This window comes from Streptomyces sp. SDT5-1 (assembly GCF_052245995.1).
Lineage (GTDB): Bacteria > Actinomycetota > Actinomycetes > Streptomycetales > Streptomycetaceae > Streptomyces.
Genome location: NZ_CM125963.1, coordinates 4,649,167 through 4,668,887, shown reverse-complemented (window position 1 = coordinate 4,668,887; position 19,721 = coordinate 4,649,167). Strand labels below are relative to the sequence as shown.

At 71.4% G+C, this 19,721-nt stretch carries 22 protein-coding genes; 11 read left to right on the top strand and 11 right to left on the bottom strand.

The window, feature by feature from the left end; all coding sequences use genetic code 11:
• The first annotated feature begins 466 nt into the window (after positions 1–466).
• Positions 467–1,108 (top strand): DUF461 domain-containing protein, encoded by a 642-nt coding sequence (locus ACTWJ8_RS21560; protein WP_443260044.1) that lies wholly within the window; start codon positions 467–469, stop codon positions 1,106–1,108.
• A 79-nt stretch (positions 1,109–1,187) separates the two neighbouring features.
• On the opposite strand, the gene ACTWJ8_RS21555 is transcribed toward ACTWJ8_RS21560, so the two are convergent.
• Both ACTWJ8_RS21555 and ACTWJ8_RS21550 read right to left on the bottom strand, forming a co-directional pair.
• Positions 1,188–1,868 (bottom strand): response regulator transcription factor, encoded by a 681-nt coding sequence (locus tag ACTWJ8_RS21555; protein WP_356375667.1) that lies wholly within the window; start codon positions 1,866–1,868, stop codon positions 1,188–1,190.
• Positions 1,865–3,151, bottom strand: coding sequence for a sensor histidine kinase (locus ACTWJ8_RS21550; protein WP_356375669.1), 1,287 nt, complete (start codon positions 3,149–3,151; stop codon positions 1,865–1,867). Before ACTWJ8_RS21550 ends, ACTWJ8_RS21555 begins: the two co-directional genes overlap by 4 nt.
• A gap of 196 nt (positions 3,152–3,347) precedes the next feature.
• On the opposite strand from ACTWJ8_RS21550, the gene phoU reads away from it, so the two are divergent.
• From phoU to ACTWJ8_RS21535, 3 genes are all read left to right on the top strand, one after another.
• Positions 3,348–4,025 (top strand): phosphate signaling complex protein PhoU, encoded by a 678-nt coding sequence (gene phoU, locus ACTWJ8_RS21545; RefSeq protein WP_356375672.1) that lies wholly within the window; start codon positions 3,348–3,350, stop codon positions 4,023–4,025.
• 407 nt (positions 4,026–4,432) lie between these two features.
• Positions 4,433–4,954 (top strand): chloramphenicol phosphotransferase CPT, encoded by a 522-nt coding sequence (cpt, locus tag ACTWJ8_RS21540; protein WP_443260043.1) that lies wholly within the window; start codon positions 4,433–4,435, stop codon positions 4,952–4,954.
• Positions 4,955–4,958: 4 nt separating this feature from the next.
• The gene (locus ACTWJ8_RS21535; RefSeq protein WP_443260042.1) at positions 4,959–5,423 is read left to right on the top strand and encodes an HAD domain-containing protein; all 465 of its coding nucleotides are present in this window, start codon (positions 4,959–4,961) and stop codon (positions 5,421–5,423) included.
• Here ACTWJ8_RS21535 and ACTWJ8_RS21530 read toward each other — a convergent pair.
• Entirely contained in the window at positions 5,420–5,968 is a 549-nt protein-coding gene (locus ACTWJ8_RS21530) for a GNAT family N-acetyltransferase (protein WP_443260041.1), read from the bottom strand. The genes ACTWJ8_RS21535 and ACTWJ8_RS21530 overlap by 4 nt on opposite strands.
• Before the next feature lie 212 nt (positions 5,969–6,180).
• Between ACTWJ8_RS21530 and ACTWJ8_RS21525 the strand changes: the two genes are divergently transcribed.
• Complete coding sequence (locus ACTWJ8_RS21525; RefSeq protein WP_356375687.1) at positions 6,181–6,564, top strand: YrdB family protein; 384 nt, start codon at positions 6,181–6,183, stop codon at positions 6,562–6,564.
• Between the two features lie 72 nt (positions 6,565–6,636).
• Here the strand turns inward: ACTWJ8_RS21525 and ACTWJ8_RS21520 are convergent, their stop codons facing one another.
• Entirely contained in the window at positions 6,637–7,398 is a 762-nt protein-coding gene (locus tag ACTWJ8_RS21520) for a phosphoglyceromutase (RefSeq protein WP_356375690.1), read from the bottom strand.
• A 135-nt stretch (positions 7,399–7,533) separates the two neighbouring features.
• Here ACTWJ8_RS21520 and ACTWJ8_RS21515 point away from each other — a divergent pair, with 135 nt between their 5' ends.
• The 3 genes from ACTWJ8_RS21515 (at position 7,534) to ACTWJ8_RS21505 (ending at position 9,364) form a co-directional block, all read left to right on the top strand.
• Entirely contained in the window at positions 7,534–8,796 is a 1,263-nt protein-coding gene (locus ACTWJ8_RS21515) for an MDR family MFS transporter (protein ID WP_443260040.1), read from the top strand.
• A gap of 30 nt (positions 8,797–8,826) precedes the next feature.
• On the top strand, positions 8,827–9,111 hold the full coding sequence (locus ACTWJ8_RS21510; RefSeq protein ID WP_356375695.1) for a hypothetical protein: 285 nt from the start codon (positions 8,827–8,829) through the stop codon (positions 9,109–9,111).
• 61 nt (positions 9,112–9,172) lie between these two features.
• Positions 9,173–9,364 carry a hypothetical protein gene (locus ACTWJ8_RS21505; RefSeq protein WP_356376001.1) on the top strand — a complete coding sequence of 64 codons (192 nt, stop codon included), beginning with the start codon at positions 9,173–9,175 and terminating at the stop codon, positions 9,362–9,364.
• 13 nt (positions 9,365–9,377) lie between these two features.
• On the opposite strand, the gene ACTWJ8_RS21500 is transcribed toward ACTWJ8_RS21505, so the two are convergent.
• Together ACTWJ8_RS21500 and mshA are read right to left on the bottom strand one after the other, a co-directional pair.
• The gene (locus ACTWJ8_RS21500; protein WP_356375698.1) at positions 9,378–9,878 is read right to left on the bottom strand and encodes a YbjN domain-containing protein; all 501 of its coding nucleotides are present in this window, start codon (positions 9,876–9,878) and stop codon (positions 9,378–9,380) included.
• On the bottom strand, positions 9,871–11,214 hold the full coding sequence (gene mshA / locus ACTWJ8_RS21495; RefSeq protein WP_356375701.1) for a D-inositol-3-phosphate glycosyltransferase: 1,344 nt from the start codon (positions 11,212–11,214) through the stop codon (positions 9,871–9,873). Before mshA ends, ACTWJ8_RS21500 begins: the two co-directional genes overlap by 8 nt.
• A gap of 169 nt (positions 11,215–11,383) precedes the next feature.
• Between mshA and ACTWJ8_RS21490 the strand changes: the two genes are divergently transcribed.
• From ACTWJ8_RS21490 to ACTWJ8_RS21480, 3 genes are all read left to right on the top strand, one after another.
• Positions 11,384–12,184, top strand: coding sequence for a class I SAM-dependent methyltransferase (locus ACTWJ8_RS21490; RefSeq protein ID WP_356375704.1), 801 nt, complete (start codon positions 11,384–11,386; stop codon positions 12,182–12,184).
• A 176-nt stretch (positions 12,185–12,360) separates the two neighbouring features.
• Positions 12,361–13,440, top strand: a complete 1,080-nt coding sequence (locus tag ACTWJ8_RS21485) for an NlpC/P60 family protein (RefSeq protein ID WP_443260039.1) — start codon at positions 12,361–12,363, stop codon at positions 13,438–13,440.
• Positions 13,441–13,728: 288 nt separating this feature from the next.
• A complete protein-coding gene (locus ACTWJ8_RS21480; protein WP_356375710.1) occupies positions 13,729–15,126 on the top strand; it encodes a PP2C family protein-serine/threonine phosphatase in 1,398 nt (465 codons plus the stop codon).
• An 18-nt stretch (positions 15,127–15,144) separates the two neighbouring features.
• Here ACTWJ8_RS21480 and ACTWJ8_RS21475 read toward each other — a convergent pair whose 3' ends face one another.
• From ACTWJ8_RS21475 to ACTWJ8_RS21455, 5 genes are all read right to left on the bottom strand, one after another.
• Positions 15,145–15,489, bottom strand: coding sequence for a DUF2516 family protein (locus ACTWJ8_RS21475; RefSeq protein WP_356375713.1), 345 nt, complete (start codon positions 15,487–15,489; stop codon positions 15,145–15,147).
• A gap of 116 nt (positions 15,490–15,605) precedes the next feature.
• Positions 15,606–16,241, bottom strand: coding sequence for a hypothetical protein (locus tag ACTWJ8_RS21470; RefSeq protein ID WP_356375716.1), 636 nt, complete (start codon positions 16,239–16,241; stop codon positions 15,606–15,608).
• A gap of 22 nt (positions 16,242–16,263) precedes the next feature.
• On the bottom strand, positions 16,264–16,680 hold the full coding sequence (locus ACTWJ8_RS21465) for a helix-turn-helix domain-containing protein (protein WP_443260038.1): 417 nt from the start codon (positions 16,678–16,680) through the stop codon (positions 16,264–16,266).
• A gap of 76 nt (positions 16,681–16,756) precedes the next feature.
• Entirely contained in the window at positions 16,757–17,383 is a 627-nt protein-coding gene (locus tag ACTWJ8_RS21460; RefSeq protein ID WP_356375721.1) for a TetR/AcrR family transcriptional regulator, read from the bottom strand.
• Entirely contained in the window at positions 17,380–19,566 is a 2,187-nt protein-coding gene (locus tag ACTWJ8_RS21455) for a phosphotransferase (protein ID WP_443260037.1), read from the bottom strand. The genes ACTWJ8_RS21460 and ACTWJ8_RS21455 overlap by 4 nt, the downstream gene beginning before the upstream one ends.
• Between the last annotated feature and the right edge of the window lie 155 nt (positions 19,567–19,721).

Here is a 19,721-nt window from a genome sequence, read left to right as displayed (position 1 = left end):
GAAGCGGAAACGGGTACGCTACGGCCCCTCCGGCGGGCCCGCCAGGGGCTGAACGTCCCGGTTTGCGTGCTTCGAAGCGATGAACTTTCGCTACTCCGTTCAGGGACGCGGAGACACGTTCGAGCCGAATCCGGAATTGATCTTCGCGAATCGCCGCCGCCCGTGATCGTTTTTCCGGACCCCCGCGCATTCCTTACCCGATATCCGCCCCGGGGCCTGGACAGGACTTATGTGAATGGTGAACGAGGGGCCTTCGTGAAGCCGCGCGACCCAATGACGGCCGTGGGGAACACGAGGTGATCGGGGTGCGAGAGGCGCGTGTACCGCACGGTGTCCGGACGTCAGGGGCGGGTCGGGTGCGGCGGCGCGGGAACGGCTCGGTAATCTAAGGCCGCTGACAGACCCTTAGGGCGGCTTTACAAGCGAGCCGCCCGTGCCCGCCCACGTTCAAGGAGTTGCCGCCGCCGTGAGCAGCAGCCTTCGACGCGGCGCCCTCGCCGCCGCCGCCATCGCGTTCTCGATCGCCTCGCTCGCCGCGTGCGGCGCCGGCAACAACGCGCAGACCCTCGAGGTCAAGCCGGACAACGCCGCGACCTCCGTCGGCGACATCAAGGTGCAGAACGCCACCGTCATCACGCAGCCGGACCGCGAGTCCAAGGGCCCGGCCGTCGTCACGGGCACGCTCTTCAACAACGGCAGCTCCGACCAGACGCTCGACGCGATCACCGTCGACGGCGTCGGCAAGACCGCGAAGCTGACGGACCCCAAGGGCGGCTCGAAGATCACCGTGCCCGCCGGCGGCTCGGTCGTCCTCGGCGGCAAGGGCAACGCCTCCGCCGAGCTGCCCAACAGCCGCACCGCCGTCCTCGACGGCAACGCGCAGCCGATCACCTTCTCCTTCAGCAAGGCCGGAGACGTGAAGCTGAAGGCGTTCGTGGTGCCGGCGGAGAGCTACTTCGAGAAGTGGGGCCCGACGAAGGTCCCGGCCGCGCCGGGCGCCTCCGCGTCCCCGTCGACGTCGGCCTCCACGTCCGCCTCTCCGGACGACCACGCCTCGGCGCCGACGTCCGAGTCCCCCTCGGCCTCCCACAGCGCCGCGGGCCACTGACACGCGGGCGATGCGCAACGGCGGAGGGCGGAACCCATCGGGTTCCGCCCTCCGCCGTTGTGTGCGTGTGTGATGCGGCTTACGGCTCGAACTTGTAGCCAAGGCCGCGGACCGTCACGAGGTGTCTCGGGGCGCCCGGGTCCGGCTCGATCTTGGCGCGCAGGCGCTTGACGTGGACGTCGAGCGTCTTGGTGTCGCCCACGTAGTCGGCGCCCCACACTCGGTCGATGAGCTGCATGCGGGTCAGTACGCGGCCCGCGTTGCGCAGCAGCATCTCCAGGAGGTCGAACTCCTTGAGCGGCAGGTCGACCTTGCCGCCGCCGACCGTCACCACGTGCCGGTCGACGTCCATGCGGACGGGCCCGGCCTCCAGGGCCTGCGGTGCGACCTCCTCCGGCTCGCCGTGGCGGCGAAGCACGGCGCGGATGCGGGCGACCAGCTCCCGCGAGGAGAACGGCTTGGTGACGTAGTCGTCGGCTCCTATTTCCAGACCGACGACCTTGTCGATCTCGCTGTCCTTGGCGGTCACCATGATCACCGGGACGTTGGAGCGGCCGCGCAGCTGGCGGCAGACCTCGGTGCCGGGCAGGCCCGGCAGCATCAGGTCGAGCAGGACGAGGTCGGCGCCGTTGCGCTCGAACTCGTCGAGTCCGTCGGGCCCGGTGGCCGCGATGGCGACCTCGAAACCCTCCTTGCGAAGCATGTAGGACAGGGCGTCGGAGAACGACTCTTCGTCCTCCACGACGAGCACTCGGGTCACGGAAGGACCTCCGGGGCGGCAGGAGTGGCGGGAAGGGATGCGTATGCGGTTGTGTTGTCGGGCCCGTGTGCGTCGTCTTCGTCGCGTACGTCTCCGGGGCCACTGGTTCGGGAGTTCTTGGGGTTGCTGCGGTGGGCGGCCGCCTCGGGCAGCCGGAGCGTGAAGGTGGAGCCCTGTCCCTCCGAGCTCCACACGGTCACCTCCCCGCCGTGCGAGGCCGCCACGTGCTTGACGATGGCGAGGCCGAGGCCGGTGCCGCCGGTCGCGCGGGAGCGCGCCGGGTCCACGCGGTAGAAGCGCTCGAAGACGCGCTCCTTGTCCTTCTCCGAGATGCCGATGCCCTGGTCGGTGACGGCTATCTCGATGCGGTCGCCGCCGCCCGCGCTGACGCGGCGTGCGGCGATGCCCACGCGGGTGCGGGCCGGCGAGTAGTTGACGGCGTTCTCGACGAGGTTGCCGAGGGCGGCGGCGAGCTGCCCCCGATTCCCCCAGACGCGCAGGTCGGCGGTGCCGCCGGCGGCCATCGTGATCTGCTTCGTGGCGGCGGCCTGGCGGCAGCGGTCGATGGCCTCGGCGACGAGTTCGTCGACGCGCACCGGCTCGGAGTCCTCCAGCGGGTCGTCGTTCTGCACCCTGGAGAGGTCGATGAGCTCCTGCACGAGGCTGGTGAGCCGGGTCGCCTCGTTCTGCATGCGGCCGGCGAACCGCTCGACGGCCTCGGGGTCGTCTGAGGCGTCCATCACGGCCTCGGAGAGCAGCGAGAGCGCGCCGACCGGCGTCTTCAGCTCGTGGCTCACGTTCGCGACGAAGTCGCGCCGCACCGCCTCGATGCGCCGGGCCTCGGTGAGGTCCTCGACGAGCAGCAGCACGAGCCGGGAGCCGAGCGGGGCGACGCGGGCGGACACCGCGAGGGCGTCGCCGCGGCCGGTGCCGCGCCGCGGCAGGTCCAGCTCGACCTGGCGTATCTCGCCGTCGCGGCGGGTGTCGCGGGCCATCTGGAGCATCGGCTCGACCGCGAGCTTCCCGCCCCGTACGAGGCCGAGGGCGTAGGCGGCGGAGCTGGCCTTGACCACGCTGTCCGCCTCGTCGAGGACGACGGCGGAGGAGCGGAGCACGGAGAGCACGGTGTCGACGCCGGGCGGAAGGACCGGGTCCGTGTGCAGGGAGGTGCGGGTGGGGCGCTTCTGGTCGCGTTCGCTCCAGCGGAACGCCAGCATGGCGATGACGCCGGTGCACACTCCGGCGATCGCTGCCGCTGCGGCGACCGCCGCGTTCACGTCCATGTCTTCAGGTTATGCGGCATCGAGCGCTCCTCCACAGCCATCCGAGTGGCAGCTCGAACACTCGTCGCCCAGAGTTCACCTTGGGTACGGGGTCGATTCACTTGCGGTGCCGGATTCGGACGCGTACAGGCCGGAACGTGGGAGCGTGGGGCCGAACGGGTTCCATACGTAGCCAGGTACAGAGAGGGAACGCCGTATGCGTGACGCGTACCACGAGGAACTTGACTCGATCGGCGAGGGCCTGGTCGAGATGGCCCGCCTTGTCGGGTCGGCGATCGGGCGCGCCACCACGGCCATGCTCGACGCCGACCTGAAGCTGGCGGAGGCCGTGATCGCCGCCGACCAGAAGGTCGACGATCTCCAGCACGACCTGGAGGCGCGGGCGATAGCCCTGCTCGCGCGGCAGCAGCCGGTGGCGACGGATCTGCGGATCGTCGTCACGTCGCTGCGGATGTCGGCCGACCTGGAGCGCAGCGGCGACCTCGCCCAGCACGTGGCGAAGCTGGCACGGCTGCGCTTCCCCGAGCGGGCGGTGCCGCACGACCTGCACGCGACGATCCTGGAGATGGGGCAGCTGGCGCAGCGCCTGATGGCGAAGGCGGCCGAGGTCATCATCACCAAGGACGTCGATCTGGCGATGCAGCTGGAGCAGGACGACGACGAGATGGACCTGCTGCACCGCACGCTCTTCCAGCACCTGATGGACGAGAAGTGGAAGCACGGCATCGAGACGGCGGTCGACGTGACACTGCTCGGCCGCTACTACGAGCGCTTCGCGGACCACGCGGTGTCGGTGGCGAAGCGGGTCGTCTACCTGGTGACGGGTGAGCACGCCGACGAGGTGCAGCAGCCGCAGCCGGTCGAGGGAGCCTGACCCGGCCTTCCCCGGTCCGTTCCGCTCCTACGAGAAGGCCCCGCGCAGGCCGTGGTCGTCCGCGCGGGGCCCTTCGTCGTCTCGTACGGGTGTCTCGTACGGGTCGTCTCGTACGGGTCGTCTCGTACGGTCAGCAAGAGCCGCCGCACTGGCACGGCGCGCCCGACTGGCAGCCGCAGCCGCAGCCCGAGCCGCAGCCACAGGCTCCGAGCAGCACCAACTTCGGTACGGGCGGGCTCACTTCGCCCGGCACTTCGGGGGTCCGGTCCGGCTTCGGGGAGTCGGCGGCCATGGTTTTCCCTCCTCGACGGGTCTCCGCGGTGGAGTCCTTCCCCCATTGCATGCCCAGCGGGGCGGGCGCATCAACGGCGCACGCGAGCAAGGTGGTTGCCGCCTAGGCTGCCGTCATGCCTCACGTGATCGTCCTCAACGGTGGTTCCAGCTCGGGGAAGTCGAGCATCGCCCGTGAACTGCAGACGCTGCTGCTGCCGGTGCCGTGGCTGGCCCTGAGCGTGGACACGCTGATCGCGGCGCTGCCGCGGTCGGGCGCGGGCATCGAGTTCGCGGACGACGGGTCGATCACGGTCGGGCCGGTGTTCCGGGAGGTCGAGGACGCGTGGATGGCGGGGGTCGCGGCGATGGCGGCGGCCGGGGCGCACGTGGTCGTGGACGAGGTGTTCCTGGGCGGCCCGCGGTCACAGGCCCGCTGGCGCGCGGCGCTGGAAGGTCTCGACGTGCTGTGGGTGGGCGTGCGCTGCGCGGCGGACGTGGCCGCGGCCCGTGAGGCGGCGCGCGGCGACCGGGTGCGGGGCATGGCGGCGTCGCAGGCGGAGCTCGTGCACGAGGGGGTGGCGTACGACGTGACGGTGGACACGGCGCACGCGACGGCGGCGGAGTGCGCGCGGACGATCGTGGGCGCGGGAGGCTGAGCGCATGCTGCTCTTCCTCGACGTGGACGGGCCCCTGCTGCCGTTCGGACCGGGGGTCGAGGTGCCGCCGGACGCGGACGCAGAGAACCCGCTCCTGGCCCGCCTCGACCCGTCGCTCGGCCCCCGGCTGCTCTCGCTCGGCTGCGAGCTGGTGTGGGCGACGACGTGGGGCGAGGAGGCGAACGAGGCGGTCGGCCCGGTCCTCGGACTGCCCCGCCTGCCCGTCCTGGAGTGGCCGGACGCGCTTCCCGCGGACGGGCCGCGCGGCCTGCACTGGAAGACCCGGCCCATCGTGGCGTGGGCCGGCGACCGCCCGTTCGTCTGGGTCGACGACGAGATCGCCCCGCTGGACCGCCACTGGACCGAGGCCCATCACCCGGCCCCGGCCCTCCTCCACCGGGTCGACCCGTCGAAGGGCCTCACGGACGAGGACTTCGCGGCGCTGCGGCGTTGGGTCGGGCAGGCCTAGGGCCTGTCCAACCCCCACGTCTGCAGGGCGTACGGCCGCCCCTTCTCCTCCCCGTGGATCAGCGGTACGTCGTCGAGCAGCCGGAAGCCCGTCTTCGTGGCCACGGCGACGCTCGCGGCGTTCTCGGCCTCCAGCTCCAGGATCACGCGGCTCGCGCCCAGCTCCTCGAAGGCGTACGCGGCCATCACCCGCACCGCACGCGCCGCGAGGCCCTGGCCGCGGTGCGCGGGGCCGACCGCGTACCCGATCTCCATGCCTTCGGCGGCCCGCCGCAGCATCACCTCACCGAGCGGGGCGCCGCCGTCGACCGTGATGGCGAGCAGGATCGACGTCCCCTCGGCCCGCCGCTTCCTGCACAGCTCCAACTGGGCGCGGGCGGCGGCAGCGTCGAACGGCGAGGCCATCGGCGTCCAGTACGCGACATCGGGGTGGTCGAACAGCTCCGGCATCGCCGCGAGATCGGCCTCCCCCCAGTCCCGCAGCACGAGCCCCTCCCCCACGACCTCCATCCGCTCGGCGAACGCCCCACCGTCACGCCCCACCATGCCGAACCCCCCAGTCCGCTCAGAGATCCCGCAGCATAACCGGGCACCCCGCCGAAGCGCCCTGTCGGCCGTCGCCCTTGTGGGGACTTTCCGGATGGGCAACGATGCGTCGATCCACCCGGGGCGGCCCGACACACGTACGAGCAGCCGCCGGGCCGACGTCTACAAGGGGGATATGACGTGCTGATGGGGGCTCGTACGGAGGCGGCCGGGTGAACGTCACATTGGCGCTCGCCAACAACGACGTCATGCTCGCGGTCCGCTTCCTCCTCGAACTGGTCTCGCTGCTCTGCCTGGCCGTCTGGAGCTGGCGCAAGGTCCCGTCGCCGTGGCACTGGCTGATGGTCGTCGTGCTGCCCGTCGCCGTGGGCTGGGCGTGGGGCGCCTTCACCGTGCCGGACGACCCGTCCAAGGGCGAGACCGACATCCGCACGCCGGGACCGCTGCGGCTGCTCCTCGAACTCGCCGTCTTCTTCGGCGCGGTGGCCGCCCTCCACCTCGCCGACCTGCGCCGCGCGGCCCGATGGCTCCTCGTGATCATGGTCGCCTACCAGATCCTCGCCTACGACAGGATCGGCTGGCTGCTCAGCCACTGAGCAGGCGTCCGGAGGCAGGAAAATGCCCCTGAGCCGCGCCGTGTGCGCAGCTCAGGGGCATGATCGCGGAAGTTACTTCTTCTTGCCCTGGTTCTTGACCGCCTCGATGGCCGCCTTCGCCGCCTCGGGGTCGAGGTAGGTGCCGCCCGGGTTCAGGGGCTTGAAGTCGGCGTCGAGCTCGTAGGAGAGCGGGATGCCGGTCGGGATGTTCAGGCCGGCGATGTCCGCGTCGGAGATGCCGTCCAGGTGCTTGACCAGGGCGCGGAGGCTGTTGCCGTGGGCCGCGACCAGGACCGTCTTGCCGGTGAGGAGGTCCGGGACGATGCCGTCGAACCAGTACGGCAGCATGCGGACGACGACGTCCTTGAGGCACTCCGTCTGCGGGCGCAGCTCCGGCGGGAGCGTCGCGTAGCGCGGGTCGGAGAACTGCGAGTACTCGGCGTCGCGGTCGAGCGGCGGCGGCGGGGTGTCGTACGAGCGGCGCCACAGCATGAACTGCTCCTCGCCGAACTCGGCGAGCGTCTGCGCCTTGTCCTTGCCCTGGAGGGCGCCGTAGTGGCGCTCGTTCAGGCGCCACGAGCGGTGGACGGGGATCCAGTGGCGGTCCGCGGACTCCAGCGCGAGCTGCGCCGTGCGGATCGCGCGCTTCTGGAGCGAGGTGTGGACCACGTCGGGGAGCAGGCCGGCGTCCTTGAGCAGCTCACCGCCGCGGACCGCCTCCTTCTCGCCCTTCTCGTTCAGGTTGACGTCCACCCATCCGGTGAACAGGTTCTTCGCGTTCCACTCGCTCTCGCCGTGGCGGAGGAGGATCAGCTTGTACGGTGCGTCGGCCATGGGGCCGAGCCTAATCGACGGCCTTCGCGCCCGCCGATTGACGGTCCCCGTCAATTGAGTGGCCGACACGATTACCCGATGCGTAAGTTACGTAAACCTGCCGCACCACTTACTTACGCCCCGGGGGATGCACCCATGTCAGTCGCCGCGCTCAGACGTGCCGCCACGGAGTCCGTCGCCGGGCTCCCGCGTGAGTTCTGGTGGCTGTGGACCAGCACCCTCGTCAACCGGCTCGGGAACTTCGTCCTCACCTTCCTGGCGCTGTACCTGACCGCGTCGCGCGGGTTCTCGGCCGCGTACGCCGGTCTCGTCGCCTCGCTGATCGGGCTCGGCGGCGTCATCGCGTCGGTGCTCGGCGGGGTGCTCGCCGACCGGCTCGGGCGGCGGCCCACGCTGCTCGGAGCGCAGCTCGCCACCTCGGCGACGGTCGCCGCTCTGGCCTTCGTACGGGACCCGGTGTGGATCGCGGTCACCGGCTTCGCGCTCGGCCTGGCGTCGAACGCCTCGCGGCCCGCGATCCAGGCGATGATGGCGGACATCGTGCGCCCGGAGGACCGGGTGCGGGCGTTCTCGCTCAACTACTGGGCGATCAACCTGGGGTTCGCGGTCTCCTCCGTGTACGCCGGTTTCCTGGTCGCGCAGAGCTACACGCTGGGCTTTCTCGTCGAGGCGGGGATGACGCTGGCGTGCGCCCTGGTCGTCTTCGTGAAGGTGAAGGAGTCGCGGCCCACCCGCACGGTGGTTCCGGGCGCGCCGTCGAGCCCGGTGGTCACGCTGGGGACCGTGCTGCGCGACGGCCGGTTCATGCTGATGGTGGGGCTCTCGTTCCTGGTCGCCGTCGTGTTCACGCAGAGCTCGGTCGGCCTGCCGATCGTCATGGGCGAGAACGGGCTGAGCAGTTCGGACGTCGGACTCGTCGCCGCCGTCAACGGTGTGGTGATCGTCGCGTTGCAGATTCCGCTGACGCGGTTCATCGAACGGCGGGACCCCGGGCGCCTGTTGACCGTCTCCTCGCTGCTGATCGGGTACGGCTTCGCGCTCACCGCCCTCGCCGGATCGATCGCCGCGTACGCGCTCACGGTCGTGGTCTGGACGCTCGGCGAAATGATCAACGCGCCGACGCAGTCGGGGCTCGTGGCCCGGCTCTCGCCCACCGAGGGGCGCGGACGCTACCAGGGCGTCTACACCATGTCGTGGTCGGCGGCGGCCCTCGTCGCGCCGCTCGCGGGCGGCTGGGTGATCGATTCGGCGGGCGCAGGATGGCTCTGGGCGGGCTGCGCCCTCGTCGGCACGGTGACCGCGATCGGCTACTGGGCGCTGATGCGCGGACTGCCGGACGCGGCGGCCTCGAAGCCCGTCGCGGCGGCGCCCGCGACGGTCGAGAACAGCCCCGCTTGACCGGGCAGTTCGGCGGGTACGTGACCGTACATGGCCGAACCCCCAAGGACCTCCTCCAGAACTGACGAACCACCCAGAACGCTGGTGGGCGGCGTCGAGGTCGACGTCCCCAACAGCATTCCGGCGATCCGTGCCGCGCTCGACCCCAAGCGCCGCGTGGAGTTCGACAGGGCGATCAACGCCGCGGGGGTCGGCGAGATCCACGCCGTCATGCGGCACTGGATGCTGGAGGCGGTCCCGGACCCGGAGGCCGACGCGATCCTGGCCCGGCTCGCCCGCGACGAGGCGGAGAGGCGGGGGCCGCGTGAGCCGTAGACGCAGGCGCGGCGCATGCCGCATCGCGTTCGCACCGCCCGCCGACGACACGCTCGCCAAGATGGCGAACCCGGACGCCTTCCGCGCCGAGATGGCCCGCACCCTGTCCCACGACCCGTACGGCCACGGGTCGACGACGGTGTGCGGCGAACGGGACCGCAGGGAGGCCACGGTCGGCGGGGCGATAGTCCTCTACTACGTCTCCGGATCCGTGCTCACGGTGACGGTGGTGCGCATGGTGGCGCTCAACTAGCGGTCCTTGAGGACTACTTCGCCGGGCGCTGCGTCAGGTGCGCGAACGCGTCCAGGTTGCGCGTCGACTCGCCGCGCGAGACCCGCCACTCGTACTCCTTGCGGATCGCGCTCGCGAAGCCGAGTTCGAGGAGGGTGTTGAAGGCGCCGTCCGCCGCTTCGAGGACCGAGCCGAGCAGCCGGTCCAGCTCGTCGGGGGTGACGGCCGCCAGCGGCAGCTTGCCGGTGAGGTAGACGTCGCCGAGCTGGTCGACCGCGTAACTCACGCCGTACAGGCGCAGATTGCGCTCCAGGAGCCAGCGGTGCACGCCCGCCTCGTTCTCGTCCGGGTGCCGGATCACGAAGGCGTTGAGGGAGAGGCTGTGCCGGCCCACGCGCAGCGACAGCGTCGTCGAGAGCTTGCGGGTGCCGGGGAGCTTCACGACGTACGAGCCGGGCTCCGGGCTCTCCCACTCCAGCTCCGCGTCCTTGAGCGCGGACTCGATGATCTCGGGGGCCTTGCGCTGGTCAGCCATGGTGCGAGGGTACTTGACGGCGTCGCGCCTGCATGGCCGCCGTGTAGACGTCGGCGGTGGCGGACGCCGCGGTGTCCCAGCCGAAGGAGAGGGCGTGCCGCGCCGCCGCGTCGCCCATGCTGTCCACAAGGTGGGGATGGTCGGCGAATTCGCGCAGCACGCGCGCGTAGCGGGCAGGTTCGTGTCCCTCGACCAGGAAGCCGGTCTTCTCGTGGCGTACGGCGACGGGGAGGCCGCCGACCGAAGCGGCGATCACCGGCGTGCCCGCGGCCTGGGCCTCGATGGCGACCAGGCCGAACGACTCGTTGTACGAGGGCATGACCAGGACGGACGCGGCGCGGAACCAGTCGGCGAGCGCCTCCTGGCCGACCGGCGGCTGGAAGCGGACGACGTCGGCGATGCCGAGCTTCGCGGCGAGCTTCTGGAGCGCCGCGGGCTTGGCGAGGCCGCTGCCGCTGGGTCCGCCGACCACCGGGACGACGATGCGGGAGCGCAGCTCGGGGCGCTCGTCCAGGAGGACGGCGACGGCCTTGAGCAGGATGTCGGGGGCCTTGAGGGGCTGGATGCGGCCCGCGAAGAGCGGCACGAGCGCGTCCTGGGGCAGGCCGAGGCGGGCGCGGGCGGCGGCCCTGCCGTCGGCGGGGCGGAACCGCTCCAGGTTCACGCCGGGGTGCACCACCGCGACGCTGCCGGGGTCCGCGTCGTAGTGCCTGACCAGCTCGTCGGCCTCCTCCGCCGTGTTCGCGACGAGGCGGTCGGCGGCCCGCACGATCTGGGTCTCGCCGATGACGCGGGCGGCCGGCTCGGGGGTGTCGCCCTCGGCGAGCGCCGCGTTCTTGACCTTGGCCATGGTGTGCATGGCGTGCACGAGGGGCGCGCCCCAGCGCTCGGCGGCCAGCCAGCCGACCTGCCCGGACAGCCAGTAGTGCGAGTGCACGAGGTCGTAGTGGCCGGGGCGGTGGCCCGCCCACGCCTGCATGACGCCGTGCGTGAAGGCGCACAGCTGGGCGGGCAGGTCCTCCTTGGCGAGGCCCTCGTAGGGGCCCGCGTCCACGTGCCGTACGAGGACACCCGGGGCCAGCTCGACCTCGGGCGGCAGCCCGCCCGCGGTGGCGCGGGTGAATATCTCGACCTCGATGTTGATCGCCGCGAGCCGCTTGGCCAGCTCCACGATGTAGACGTTCATGCCGCCCGCGTCGCCCGTGCCGGGCTGGTGGAGCGGCGAGGTGTGCACGCTGAGCATCGCGACGCGGCGGGGGCGGCGGTGCGCGCCGGAGAACCGCAGGAGCGCCGGAGCCGCCCCGGAGCGGCGGAACCTGGTCACGTACTGGCTCACGTGGCGGGCCCTCCTTGGTGGGCGTACTGCGGGCACGGCGATCGGAGGGCAGGGGCCCTCTTCCAAGGGGGCAACGCCGGAGTCGGCCGCTCCATTTCCACTTTGCCGAATCATTACCGTACGGGTCTCAACCAAAGCCGCGTCCGGCGCAGCGCATACCCTCGTACCCATGAGCCCGCGTTCCAGTTCTCGCCCCGTGGGAACCGTGACGCGAGGCACCACCAACCCCAATCGGCTGCGCCGCATGGACCGCTGGATCGCGGCCGTGCACGGCGCCGCGCTGCGCCGCGCCGACGCCCCGGTGGCGGTCGACCTCGGGTACGGGGCCGCGCCCTGGACGGCCGTCGAGCTGCTGACGCGGCTGCGCGGGACGGCGCCGCACGCGCGCGTGGTCGGCATCGAGATCGAACCCGCGCGGGTGGCCGCAGCGAAGCCGTACGAGCGGGAGGGCCTGGAGTTCCGGCACGGCGGCTTCGAGCTGCCGCTGGACGGCCCGCCCCTGCTGATCCGGGCCGCGAACGTGCTGCGCCAGTACGACGAGGACCAGGTCGCCGCGGTGTGGGAGCGGCTGTGCGGGCGGCTCGCGCCGGACGGGCTGCTCGTGGAGGGCACCTGCGACGAGATCGGGCGCCGGCACGTGTGGGTGGCGCTCGGCCCCGAGGGCCCGCGCACCGTCACCCTCGCGACCCGGCTCGGCTCCCTGGCCACGCCGTCCGACCTGGCCGAACGGCTCCCGAAGGCGCTGATCCACCGCAACGTCCCGGGCGAGCCGGTGCACGCCTTCCTGCGCGACTTCGACCGGGCGTGGGCGTCGGCCGCGCCCTACGCCTCGTACGGCGCGCGGCAGCGCTGGATCCGCGCGGTGCGGGACATCGCGGCGGACTGGCCGGTGGTGGACCGGCCGGGGCGGTGGAGGCAGGGCGAAGTGACCGTGGCCTGGGGGGCGTTGGCGCCGCGCGGCACCGTCTGAGAATCCGCGGATCCGGTCGGGCCGGAGGGGAACGATCTCGGCGTCCCGTTCGTCGGAGCCTGCGGGGAATGTCGTACGGGTCTGTCGGATTCGCGGCGCGCATGGCACCATCCCCCGAACGTGCGCGAGTTACTGACGGTAAATCAGGTTTGTCTCGGCTGTGGGGGCAGGAGCAGATGAGCAAGCGGAGCACGACGACGATGACGGCGCTGGCACTGGTGTGCGCCGTGACCGTACTGACGCCGGCGGGCGCGGCGTACGCGAAGCCCGACCCGAAGCCGTCCCCATCGAGCTCCTCCGACCCGAAGACCCCCGAGGACCTCCAGGACCTGGAAGCCGTCCGCAAGAAGATCGACAAGTTGTACCACCGGGCCGCGGTGGCGACGGACGAGTACAACGCGGCGGAGGAGAAGGCCGCCGACCAGTCCGAGCAGATCGTGAAGCTGGCCCGGAAGATCGCCGCGGGCCAGGCCGAGCTCGACCGCCTCAACAGCCGGGCGGGCGCCGCGGCCCGCGAGCAGTACCGCACGGGCGGGATCTCGCGCGAGGCCCAGTTCATGCTCTCCGGCGACCCGGGCGGCTTCCTCGACCACGCGGGCCGCGCGCACCAGGAGCAGCAGGCCACCAGGAACCTGATCTCCCGACTCGGCGAGACGCAGAAGGACCTCGCGAAGTACGCCGACGCCGCCTCCGACAAGTGGAAGGCCCTGGACGAGGGCCGCAAGAAGAAGGCCGCCGCGAAGAAGCGCATCGAGAAGCAGATCAAGGCGGCGCGGAAGATCGAGGACCGGCTCGCCAAGAAGGAGCGCGAGCGGCTGCGGGAGCTGGAGGAGGCCGCCGAGCAGAAGGCGCAGACCGAATGGCTCTCCTCCGGTGTTCTCGACGAGATCAGCGGCAAGGCGTCCGACGCGGGCAAGAAGGCCGTCGCCTACGCCTCCGACCAGCTCGGCAAGCCGTACGTGTGGGGCGCGGAGGGCCCGAAGTCGTTCGACTGCTCGGGGCTCACCTCACAGGCGTGGGCGGCGGCCGGGAAGCCGATTCCGCGCACGTCGCAGGAGCAGTGGAAGCAGCTCGAGCACATCGACATCAAGGACATGCGGCCCGGCGACCTGATCATTTACCACGACGACGCCAGCCATGTCGGGATGTACATAGGCAAGGGCGCGATCATCCACGCACCGCGTCCCGGTCGGACCGTGACGGTCGCGGGGGCCGGTTCCATGGCGATGCTCGGAGTGGTCCGCCCCGACGCGTGACGCCCCCCTCGGGGATGTCCGACTTGGGCCCGGACGGGTGATGTGCCCCACGTGACCCACGGCACGCGGGGCGCCGCGGTTCCGGCGCCGCGGCGTGATGTTCGTCATCCGTGATCGGCCCGACCAGGGACGGAATCCACTCAATTCCGGTGCGGGCGGCGGCATATGACGGCGGCGCTTTGCCGCTCACCATTCCGTTCGGGCATCGGCTACCGCTAAGGTCCCCGACGGTGGGCCGAGGACCTTCGTCCCACCGTGCCCTCGGGGGGAGGGAAGGAAACCGAAGCGATGCCCGTACCCGTACCGCGGCAGAGAGCGATCCCGGCCGCGGACAGCGGTCAGGCTCACGACGCGGACACCACGACAGACACGCACGACCGGCAGCACACCCGGCCGACCACCGGAACGCCGGAGCACACCGACGCGAGGAACACGGAACACGACCAGGAGGAGACGACGGCCGAGGACCCCGCGCGCGAGGCGGCACCCGCCGACCGTGACGCCACCGGCCTGACGATCCTGGTCATCGAGGACGACCCGGCGGGCTCCCTCAGCCTCCCCGAGGTGCCGGACGCCGCGGGGAAGCCGATCCGCGTGCGCACCGCCCGCAACCTCACCGAGGCCGAGCGGCTGCTCACCGACGACGTCAGCTGCATCCTGCTCGACCTCGCGCTGCCCGACGCCCGGCAGGACCGGACCGCCGCCGAGCCCGAGCGGGACGACGAGCTCCGCACGCTGCGGCACCTGCTGCGGCTCGCACCGCACCGCGCCGTGCTCGCCCTCACCGGGTCGGGCGACGCCGAGCGCGGCGCCGAGGCGGTCCGCGTGGGCGCGCAGGACTACCTGTTCCGCGACGAGCTGGACTCCCGGCTGCTCGGCCGGGCCATCCGCTACGCGGTCGAGCGCAAGCGCGCCGACATCGCCCAGCAGGGGCTCACCGAGTCCCGGCTGCGGGCGCAGGAGAACGCGCGCCTGGAGCGCGGACTGCTGCCGACCCCGCTGCTCGACGGCTCGACGCTGCGGTTCGCCGCGCGCTACCGGCCCGGCCGCTCCCGCGCCCTGCTCGGCGGCGACTTCTACGACACCGTGCGCACGCCCGACGGCACGGTCCACGCGATGATCGGCGACGTCTGCGGGCACGGCCCCGACGAGGCGGCGCTCGGCGTCGAACTGCGCATCGCGTGGCGGGCCCTGACGTTCGCCGGGCTGTGCGGCGACGAACTGCTCTCGACCCTCCAGCAGGTCCTGGAGCACGAGCGCGCCGACGAGGAGATCTTCGCGACGCTCTGCACGGTCGACATCGCACCGGACGGCCGGCGCGCGGGCCTGTGCCTCGCGGGACACCCGTCGCCGCTGATCACGACGCCCGGACGGCCCGCGGCCCTGCTCCCGTACGAGAACAACGGGCCGGCGCTCGGGCTGCTCCCGAAGGCCAGGTGGCCGCGCATGCAGGTGGAGTTGGGCGCCTCGTGGAGCCTGATGCTCTACACGGACGGGCTGATCGAGGGCCGGATCGGCGAGGGCAGGCAGCGGCTCGGCCAGGACGGCATGGTGGAGATGATCCGCCGCCAGCGGGCCGAGGGACTGACCGGCGAGGGGCTGCTCGAGGCCGCGATGAACGAGGTGCGCGACCTCAACGGCGGCGATCTGACGGACGACGTGGCGGTCCTGCTGCTCGACCGCTGAGGCGGGGGCCTGCCGGTCTCAGCGGCCGCCGTTGTACGGGCCGTACGGTCCGTCGCTGCTGGAGCCGCGGCCCTTGCGGCCGCCTCCGCCGCCACTGACCTGCCGGACGGCGGGCCGCACGTCCACCATGTAGACGATGGTGGCGATGAGGCCGATGACCGGCAGGAACGACAGGATGCCGAAGATCCAGTTCACGATGAACGCGAGGCCGAGGATGATCAGCCAGAACGGCTTGGTCTTCTTGTCCGCCGCCCGGTAGGCGTCCTCGCGCCGGATCGCGGCGTCGACGAGCGCGAAGCCGCTGAAGACGATCAACGCCAGGTTCAGCAGCGACAAGAAACTGTTGAATCCCTGCATCAGCACAACGCCACCACCCGAATCGACTGCCTGAGCGCACGGCGCCCGGTCACTGAGGTTCACCGTACCCGTACAACGGGCCGGGCACGCGGTACGTGCCCGGCCCCTCGTCGGCGTACGCCCTACTTGGCGGGCGACGTGCTGCCGCCGCTCGTCTTCTTGGCGGTCGTCGTCTTCTTCGCCGGGGTGGTCTTCTTCGCGGTCGTGGTCTTCTTCGCGGGACCGGGCTTGTCGGCGGCCGGCTTGTCGGTGGCGCTCGGCTTCTCGTCCGCCGCCTTCGCGTCGTCCGTCTCCTTGGCCTCCGGCTCGGGCTCGACGACGACGGCGAGCTCGTTGATCTCCTCGGCCGCCTCGCCGCGCCACGCCTTAACGGTCTCCTCGCCGTGCTCGGCGACCTTCTCGTACGTCTCGCGGGCCTTGACGGCGGCCTCCGCCGCGTAGCCGACGCCGCGGAGCGCGAACTCCTGGGCGGTCTCGCCGAACTTCTTCAGGTCGGTGTCGAGGTTCGCGACCAGCTCGTTCACCTTCGCCGTGAGCGTGGCCTGCGCCTCCTTGGCGCGCGCGGTCGCCTTCTCCTGCACATCCTTGGGGTCGGTCTGTCGCACGGACTCGAAGCGGGCGGGCGCCTCGGCGCGCAGCTGCTCGACGAGCCCCGGGACCTTCTTGGCCTGCTGGAACGCCAACTCGGCCGTACCGGCGGCGAAGTAGAGCGGGGTCGGGTCGGTGAGGGTCTTGCGCAGGTCGTCCTTGATGGCCATGGCGTGGTCCTCCCGGATCACATCAACTACTGCTTGAGGGCTGGGCATCGCCGCCGTCGGACGCGCCTTCGTCGGTCGCACTGTCGTCCTCGGCGCCGTTCTCGTGCCGGAACGCGTCGTAGATCTGCAACAGCACCTGCTTCTGACGCTCGTTGAGCGAGGGGTCGGCGAGGATGACGGCGCGCGTCTCCGCCTCGCCCCGCTCCCGCTCGGCGTCGAGAATGCCGGCGTGCACGTACAACGTCTCGGCGGAGATCCGCAGCGCCTTCGCGACCTGCTGCAGCACCTCCGCGCTCGGCTTGCGGAGCCCGCGCTCGATCTGGCTGAGGTACGGGTTGGAGACCCCGGCGGCGTCCGCGAGCTGACGGAGCGACAACTGCGCGTTGCGACGCTGCTCGCGCAGGTACTCGCCGAGGCTTCCGACGTTGAGCGATGCCATGCGTCGATGGTGCCCCACATCCGCTAACAATTGCAAGCACGTGCTTGCAAAAGTGTTCCGGGCAACACGGGCGCGGTCACCCGTAGAGTCCCGCGATGCCCTCCCCCAGCTGCCGGAAGCCCAGCTCGGCGTTGCGGACGGCCTCGGCCTCCAGGTCGTCGGCGGACTCGCCCGCCGCGATCCGGCGCCCGGTCTCCTCGGCGAGGACGCGCTGCGTCGCCACGATCTGCCCCGCCGCGATCCGGGCCTGCACGGCGGGCCCGCCCAACGCCTCGGCGAGTGCCCGCTCCGACCGCTCCTGATACCCGTACAACCGGGCCACCAGCTGCGGCGTCCCGTACAGCAACCGTTGATACGCGAGCACGGCCGGGTGATCGCACAGCCCGGTCACCGGGTCCCGCCGCCGCAGCCCCTCCAGAAAGTGCGCCCGCAACGCCTCCAACGGCGCCACCCCGTCCGCCCGCCCCGCGACCACCCGCGCGGCCTCGTCCTCGTGGTCCGCGAACCGGTGCAGGACGAGATCCTCCTTCGCGGCGAAGTACCGGAACAACGTCGGCTTCGACACCTCGGCCGCGGCGGCGACCTCGGCGACGGAGACGTTGTCGTACCCCTTCTCCATGAACAACCGCACAGCCGTCTCCGAAAGCGTCTGCCTGGTCCGCTGCTTCTTCATCTCACGGAGGCCGGGGGTGCGGGCGTTCATGGGGAGGAGGGTACGTCCCCGTGCGGCAGGGCGAGAGCGAGGTAGGGGTTCGTCTCCGTGGCGGGGTCCGAAGGGAGCTTCAGCCAGGCCAGGGCCTTGCGGAGGGTCGTCGTGTACGAGCCCACCGCGCGGCGGACGTTCGGGGCGTCGAGGCCGGAGCCGGTCACCAGACGTTCCAGGTCCACGTACGCCGAGCGGACCACTTCGAGGCCCTGGTAGACGGGGACGTCGGCCTGCCAGCCCACCGTGCACTCCGGCGGCATCCGCTCCGACCAGCGGGCGTACATCCGGTCCCGGACCTCGCGCGTGGTCGGCGTCAGATGGATGTGCCGGACCAGGTCGTACAGCGGGTCCCCGACCATGGCCATCTCCCAGTCGATGAGGGTGAGGCCGGTCCTGCCCTCGCGGCGGACCAGGTTCCAGGGGTTCAGGTCACCGTGCAGCAGCCGGGGGGCGCGCTCCTGTACGTCGTGCCGCAGCAGCCGGTCCGCCAGTTCGTCCTCGTCCGGAAGACCGATCCGGGCGGCGAGGTCCTTCGCAGGCTGCGCCAACCCGCGGACCATGCGACGCAATTGACGGCACATCCAGGGGTAGAAGGCCTCCCCGCCCATGTCCTGTGCGGTCACCGCGATGTCCGACCCGGCCAGTTGGCACAGCTGGTCGACCAGATCGATCACCTCGCCGGGCAGCAGGCCGTGGTCGGGGTGCTGCGGACCACCGCGGTCGCGGTGATGGCCCGCGTACGACTGGATGGTGAACTGGTCGCCCAGGTCGCTCTCCCCCAGGGCGAGCACCCGGGAGACGCTGACCTTCGCTCCAGACTCCTCGATGGCCCTGAGCACCGCGTGCTCGTCGAGGAATCGCGGCTCGATCGGACTGACCGTGCCCACCTTCCGGCGGACCATGACCCGCCCGAACCCCCGGACCTCGACGAACGTGCCCAGGTGCGCCGTCCCCTTGAACACGTGCGAGGCCGGTGCGACACCCTCCGCCCACAGGGCCTCCTCGACGTGCTCGGCGGGGAAGTCCTCGGGCAGCGGCAGCCGCACGTCCCGCTGCCAATGGATGGACGCCGAGAACACCTTGCCCCGGTGCCGGCCGCCTCTGGCCACCCGCCACCGGTAGAGCAGCGGCTCGATGGCGGAAGGGGTCAGCACGTCACGCAGCCGCAGCGGGCGCCGGGCCACGGCGAGCGCCCGGTGCACCTCCGCGGCGGCCCCCTCCAGATCGCTCTGGCTGAACCGCTCCTCCAACGACATCGCCGCCCGGATGACGTCGGGATACACCGACTGCGCATGCTCGAAGTCGACGTAGTTCAGCAGGTCGGAGTCGAGGCCCTCGACCGCCTCCGGCCGGACGCTCCACATCGCCTTGTGCCACTGCTCGACCACCTCGTTGCGCTGCGCACGGGGGTAGTCCATGCGGACGAGGTGCACGGCCAGGTCGTACAAGGGGTCGCCGTACGTGGCCAGTTCCCAGTCCACCCACAGCAACCGGGGCTCGCCGTCGTGCGTGACGATCATGTTCCCCCGGTGCAGGTCGCCGTGGAGGAGGTGGAAGGGACGCGGGGACATCCGGGGCGCCCAGTGCTGGTAGAGGCGCAGGGCGTTCTCGGGCACGCCGAGCGAGACGAACAGCCCACCGAACTCGGGCCAGTTCGGCCGCCGGATCTGCTCCTCCGCCTGGGTCAGCAGCATCCTCAGGAATCCCCTGCTGTCCCCGTCCTTCGGCCAGTACTCGGGGCGGGCGGGCAGGGACACCTCGGGCACCCGCGCCATGTCCGCGAGCAGCTCGGCGAAGGCCTTGATGAGAATGGGGTCGACCGGTTCGCCATTGCGGCAGACGCGGGAGAGCGGGGTGCCCTCGAGATAGCTGTGGACGGCGCCGCCTTCGAATCGCTGCAAGCACTGCGGCACCGGGCCTCCGCTGCCCCGCAGCGCCTCCAGGACGCCGGCCTCGTCGCTCCACGTCCTGATCACGACGGGCGCCACGTCGTCCCTGCGCTGGCGGACCATGACCTTCGAGCCGAGCGGGCGGCCGAGGGCGATCGCCTCCGCGTCGGTGAGCCGCACCACGAGGTTGAGGTTGTGGTGGCCGCTGATCCGCTCCCCGCCGCGCTGAGCCCGCTCCACGACCCGACGCCAGACGTCCGCGGTCTCCTCGCCGGCAATCACATCCGGCATTGGGGCACTCGGGGCGATGACAGCGCCCACAGGCCGCTCCTGAATACTCATGCAACGGGCGGTAACAGGGCCACACAGTAACGCCCGCGGGGGCTCCTCACGACCGGAGTGACCAGAGTGAGCGGCCTCAGAGGTGTAATCAGACACGCACAGGG

Coding starts and splice junctions, on each gene's coding strand:
- ACTWJ8_RS21500 (WP_356375698.1), bottom strand. CDS start 9,878: ATGGCTGACCAGCGCAAGGCCCCCGAGATCATCGAGTCCGCGCTCAAG.
- ACTWJ8_RS21470 (WP_356375716.1), bottom strand. CDS start 16,241: ATGGCCATCAAGGACGACCTGCGCAAGACCCTCACCGACCCGACCCCG.
- phoU (WP_356375672.1), top strand. CDS start 3,348: ATGCGTGACGCGTACCACGAGGAACTTGACTCGATCGGCGAGGGCCTG.
- ACTWJ8_RS21485 (WP_443260039.1), top strand. CDS start 12,361: ATGAGCAAGCGGAGCACGACGACGATGACGGCGCTGGCACTGGTGTGC.
- ACTWJ8_RS21505 (WP_356376001.1), top strand. CDS start 9,173: ATGGCGAACCCGGACGCCTTCCGCGCCGAGATGGCCCGCACCCTGTCC.
- ACTWJ8_RS21455 (WP_443260037.1), bottom strand. CDS start 19,566: ATGCCGGATGTGATTGCCGGCGAGGAGACCGCGGACGTCTGGCGTCGG.
- ACTWJ8_RS21460 (WP_356375721.1), bottom strand. CDS start 17,383: ATGAACGCCCGCACCCCCGGCCTCCGTGAGATGAAGAAGCAGCGGACC.
- ACTWJ8_RS21535 (WP_443260042.1), top strand. CDS start 4,959: ATGCTGCTCTTCCTCGACGTGGACGGGCCCCTGCTGCCGTTCGGACCG.
- ACTWJ8_RS21490 (WP_356375704.1), top strand. CDS start 11,384: ATGAGCCCGCGTTCCAGTTCTCGCCCCGTGGGAACCGTGACGCGAGGC.
- ACTWJ8_RS21515 (WP_443260040.1), top strand. CDS start 7,534: ATGTCAGTCGCCGCGCTCAGACGTGCCGCCACGGAGTCCGTCGCCGGG.
- ACTWJ8_RS21480 (WP_356375710.1), top strand. CDS start 13,729: ATGCCCGTACCCGTACCGCGGCAGAGAGCGATCCCGGCCGCGGACAGC.
- ACTWJ8_RS21530 (WP_443260041.1), bottom strand. CDS start 5,968: ATGGTGGGGCGTGACGGTGGGGCGTTCGCCGAGCGGATGGAGGTCGTG.
- cpt (WP_443260043.1), top strand. CDS start 4,433: ATGCCTCACGTGATCGTCCTCAACGGTGGTTCCAGCTCGGGGAAGTCG.
- ACTWJ8_RS21520 (WP_356375690.1), bottom strand. CDS start 7,398: ATGGCCGACGCACCGTACAAGCTGATCCTCCTCCGCCACGGCGAGAGC.
- ACTWJ8_RS21465 (WP_443260038.1), bottom strand. CDS start 16,680: ATGGCATCGCTCAACGTCGGAAGCCTCGGCGAGTACCTGCGCGAGCAG.
- ACTWJ8_RS21550 (WP_356375669.1), bottom strand. CDS start 3,151: ATGGACGTGAACGCGGCGGTCGCCGCAGCGGCAGCGATCGCCGGAGTG.
- ACTWJ8_RS21510 (WP_356375695.1), top strand. CDS start 8,827: ATGGCCGAACCCCCAAGGACCTCCTCCAGAACTGACGAACCACCCAGA.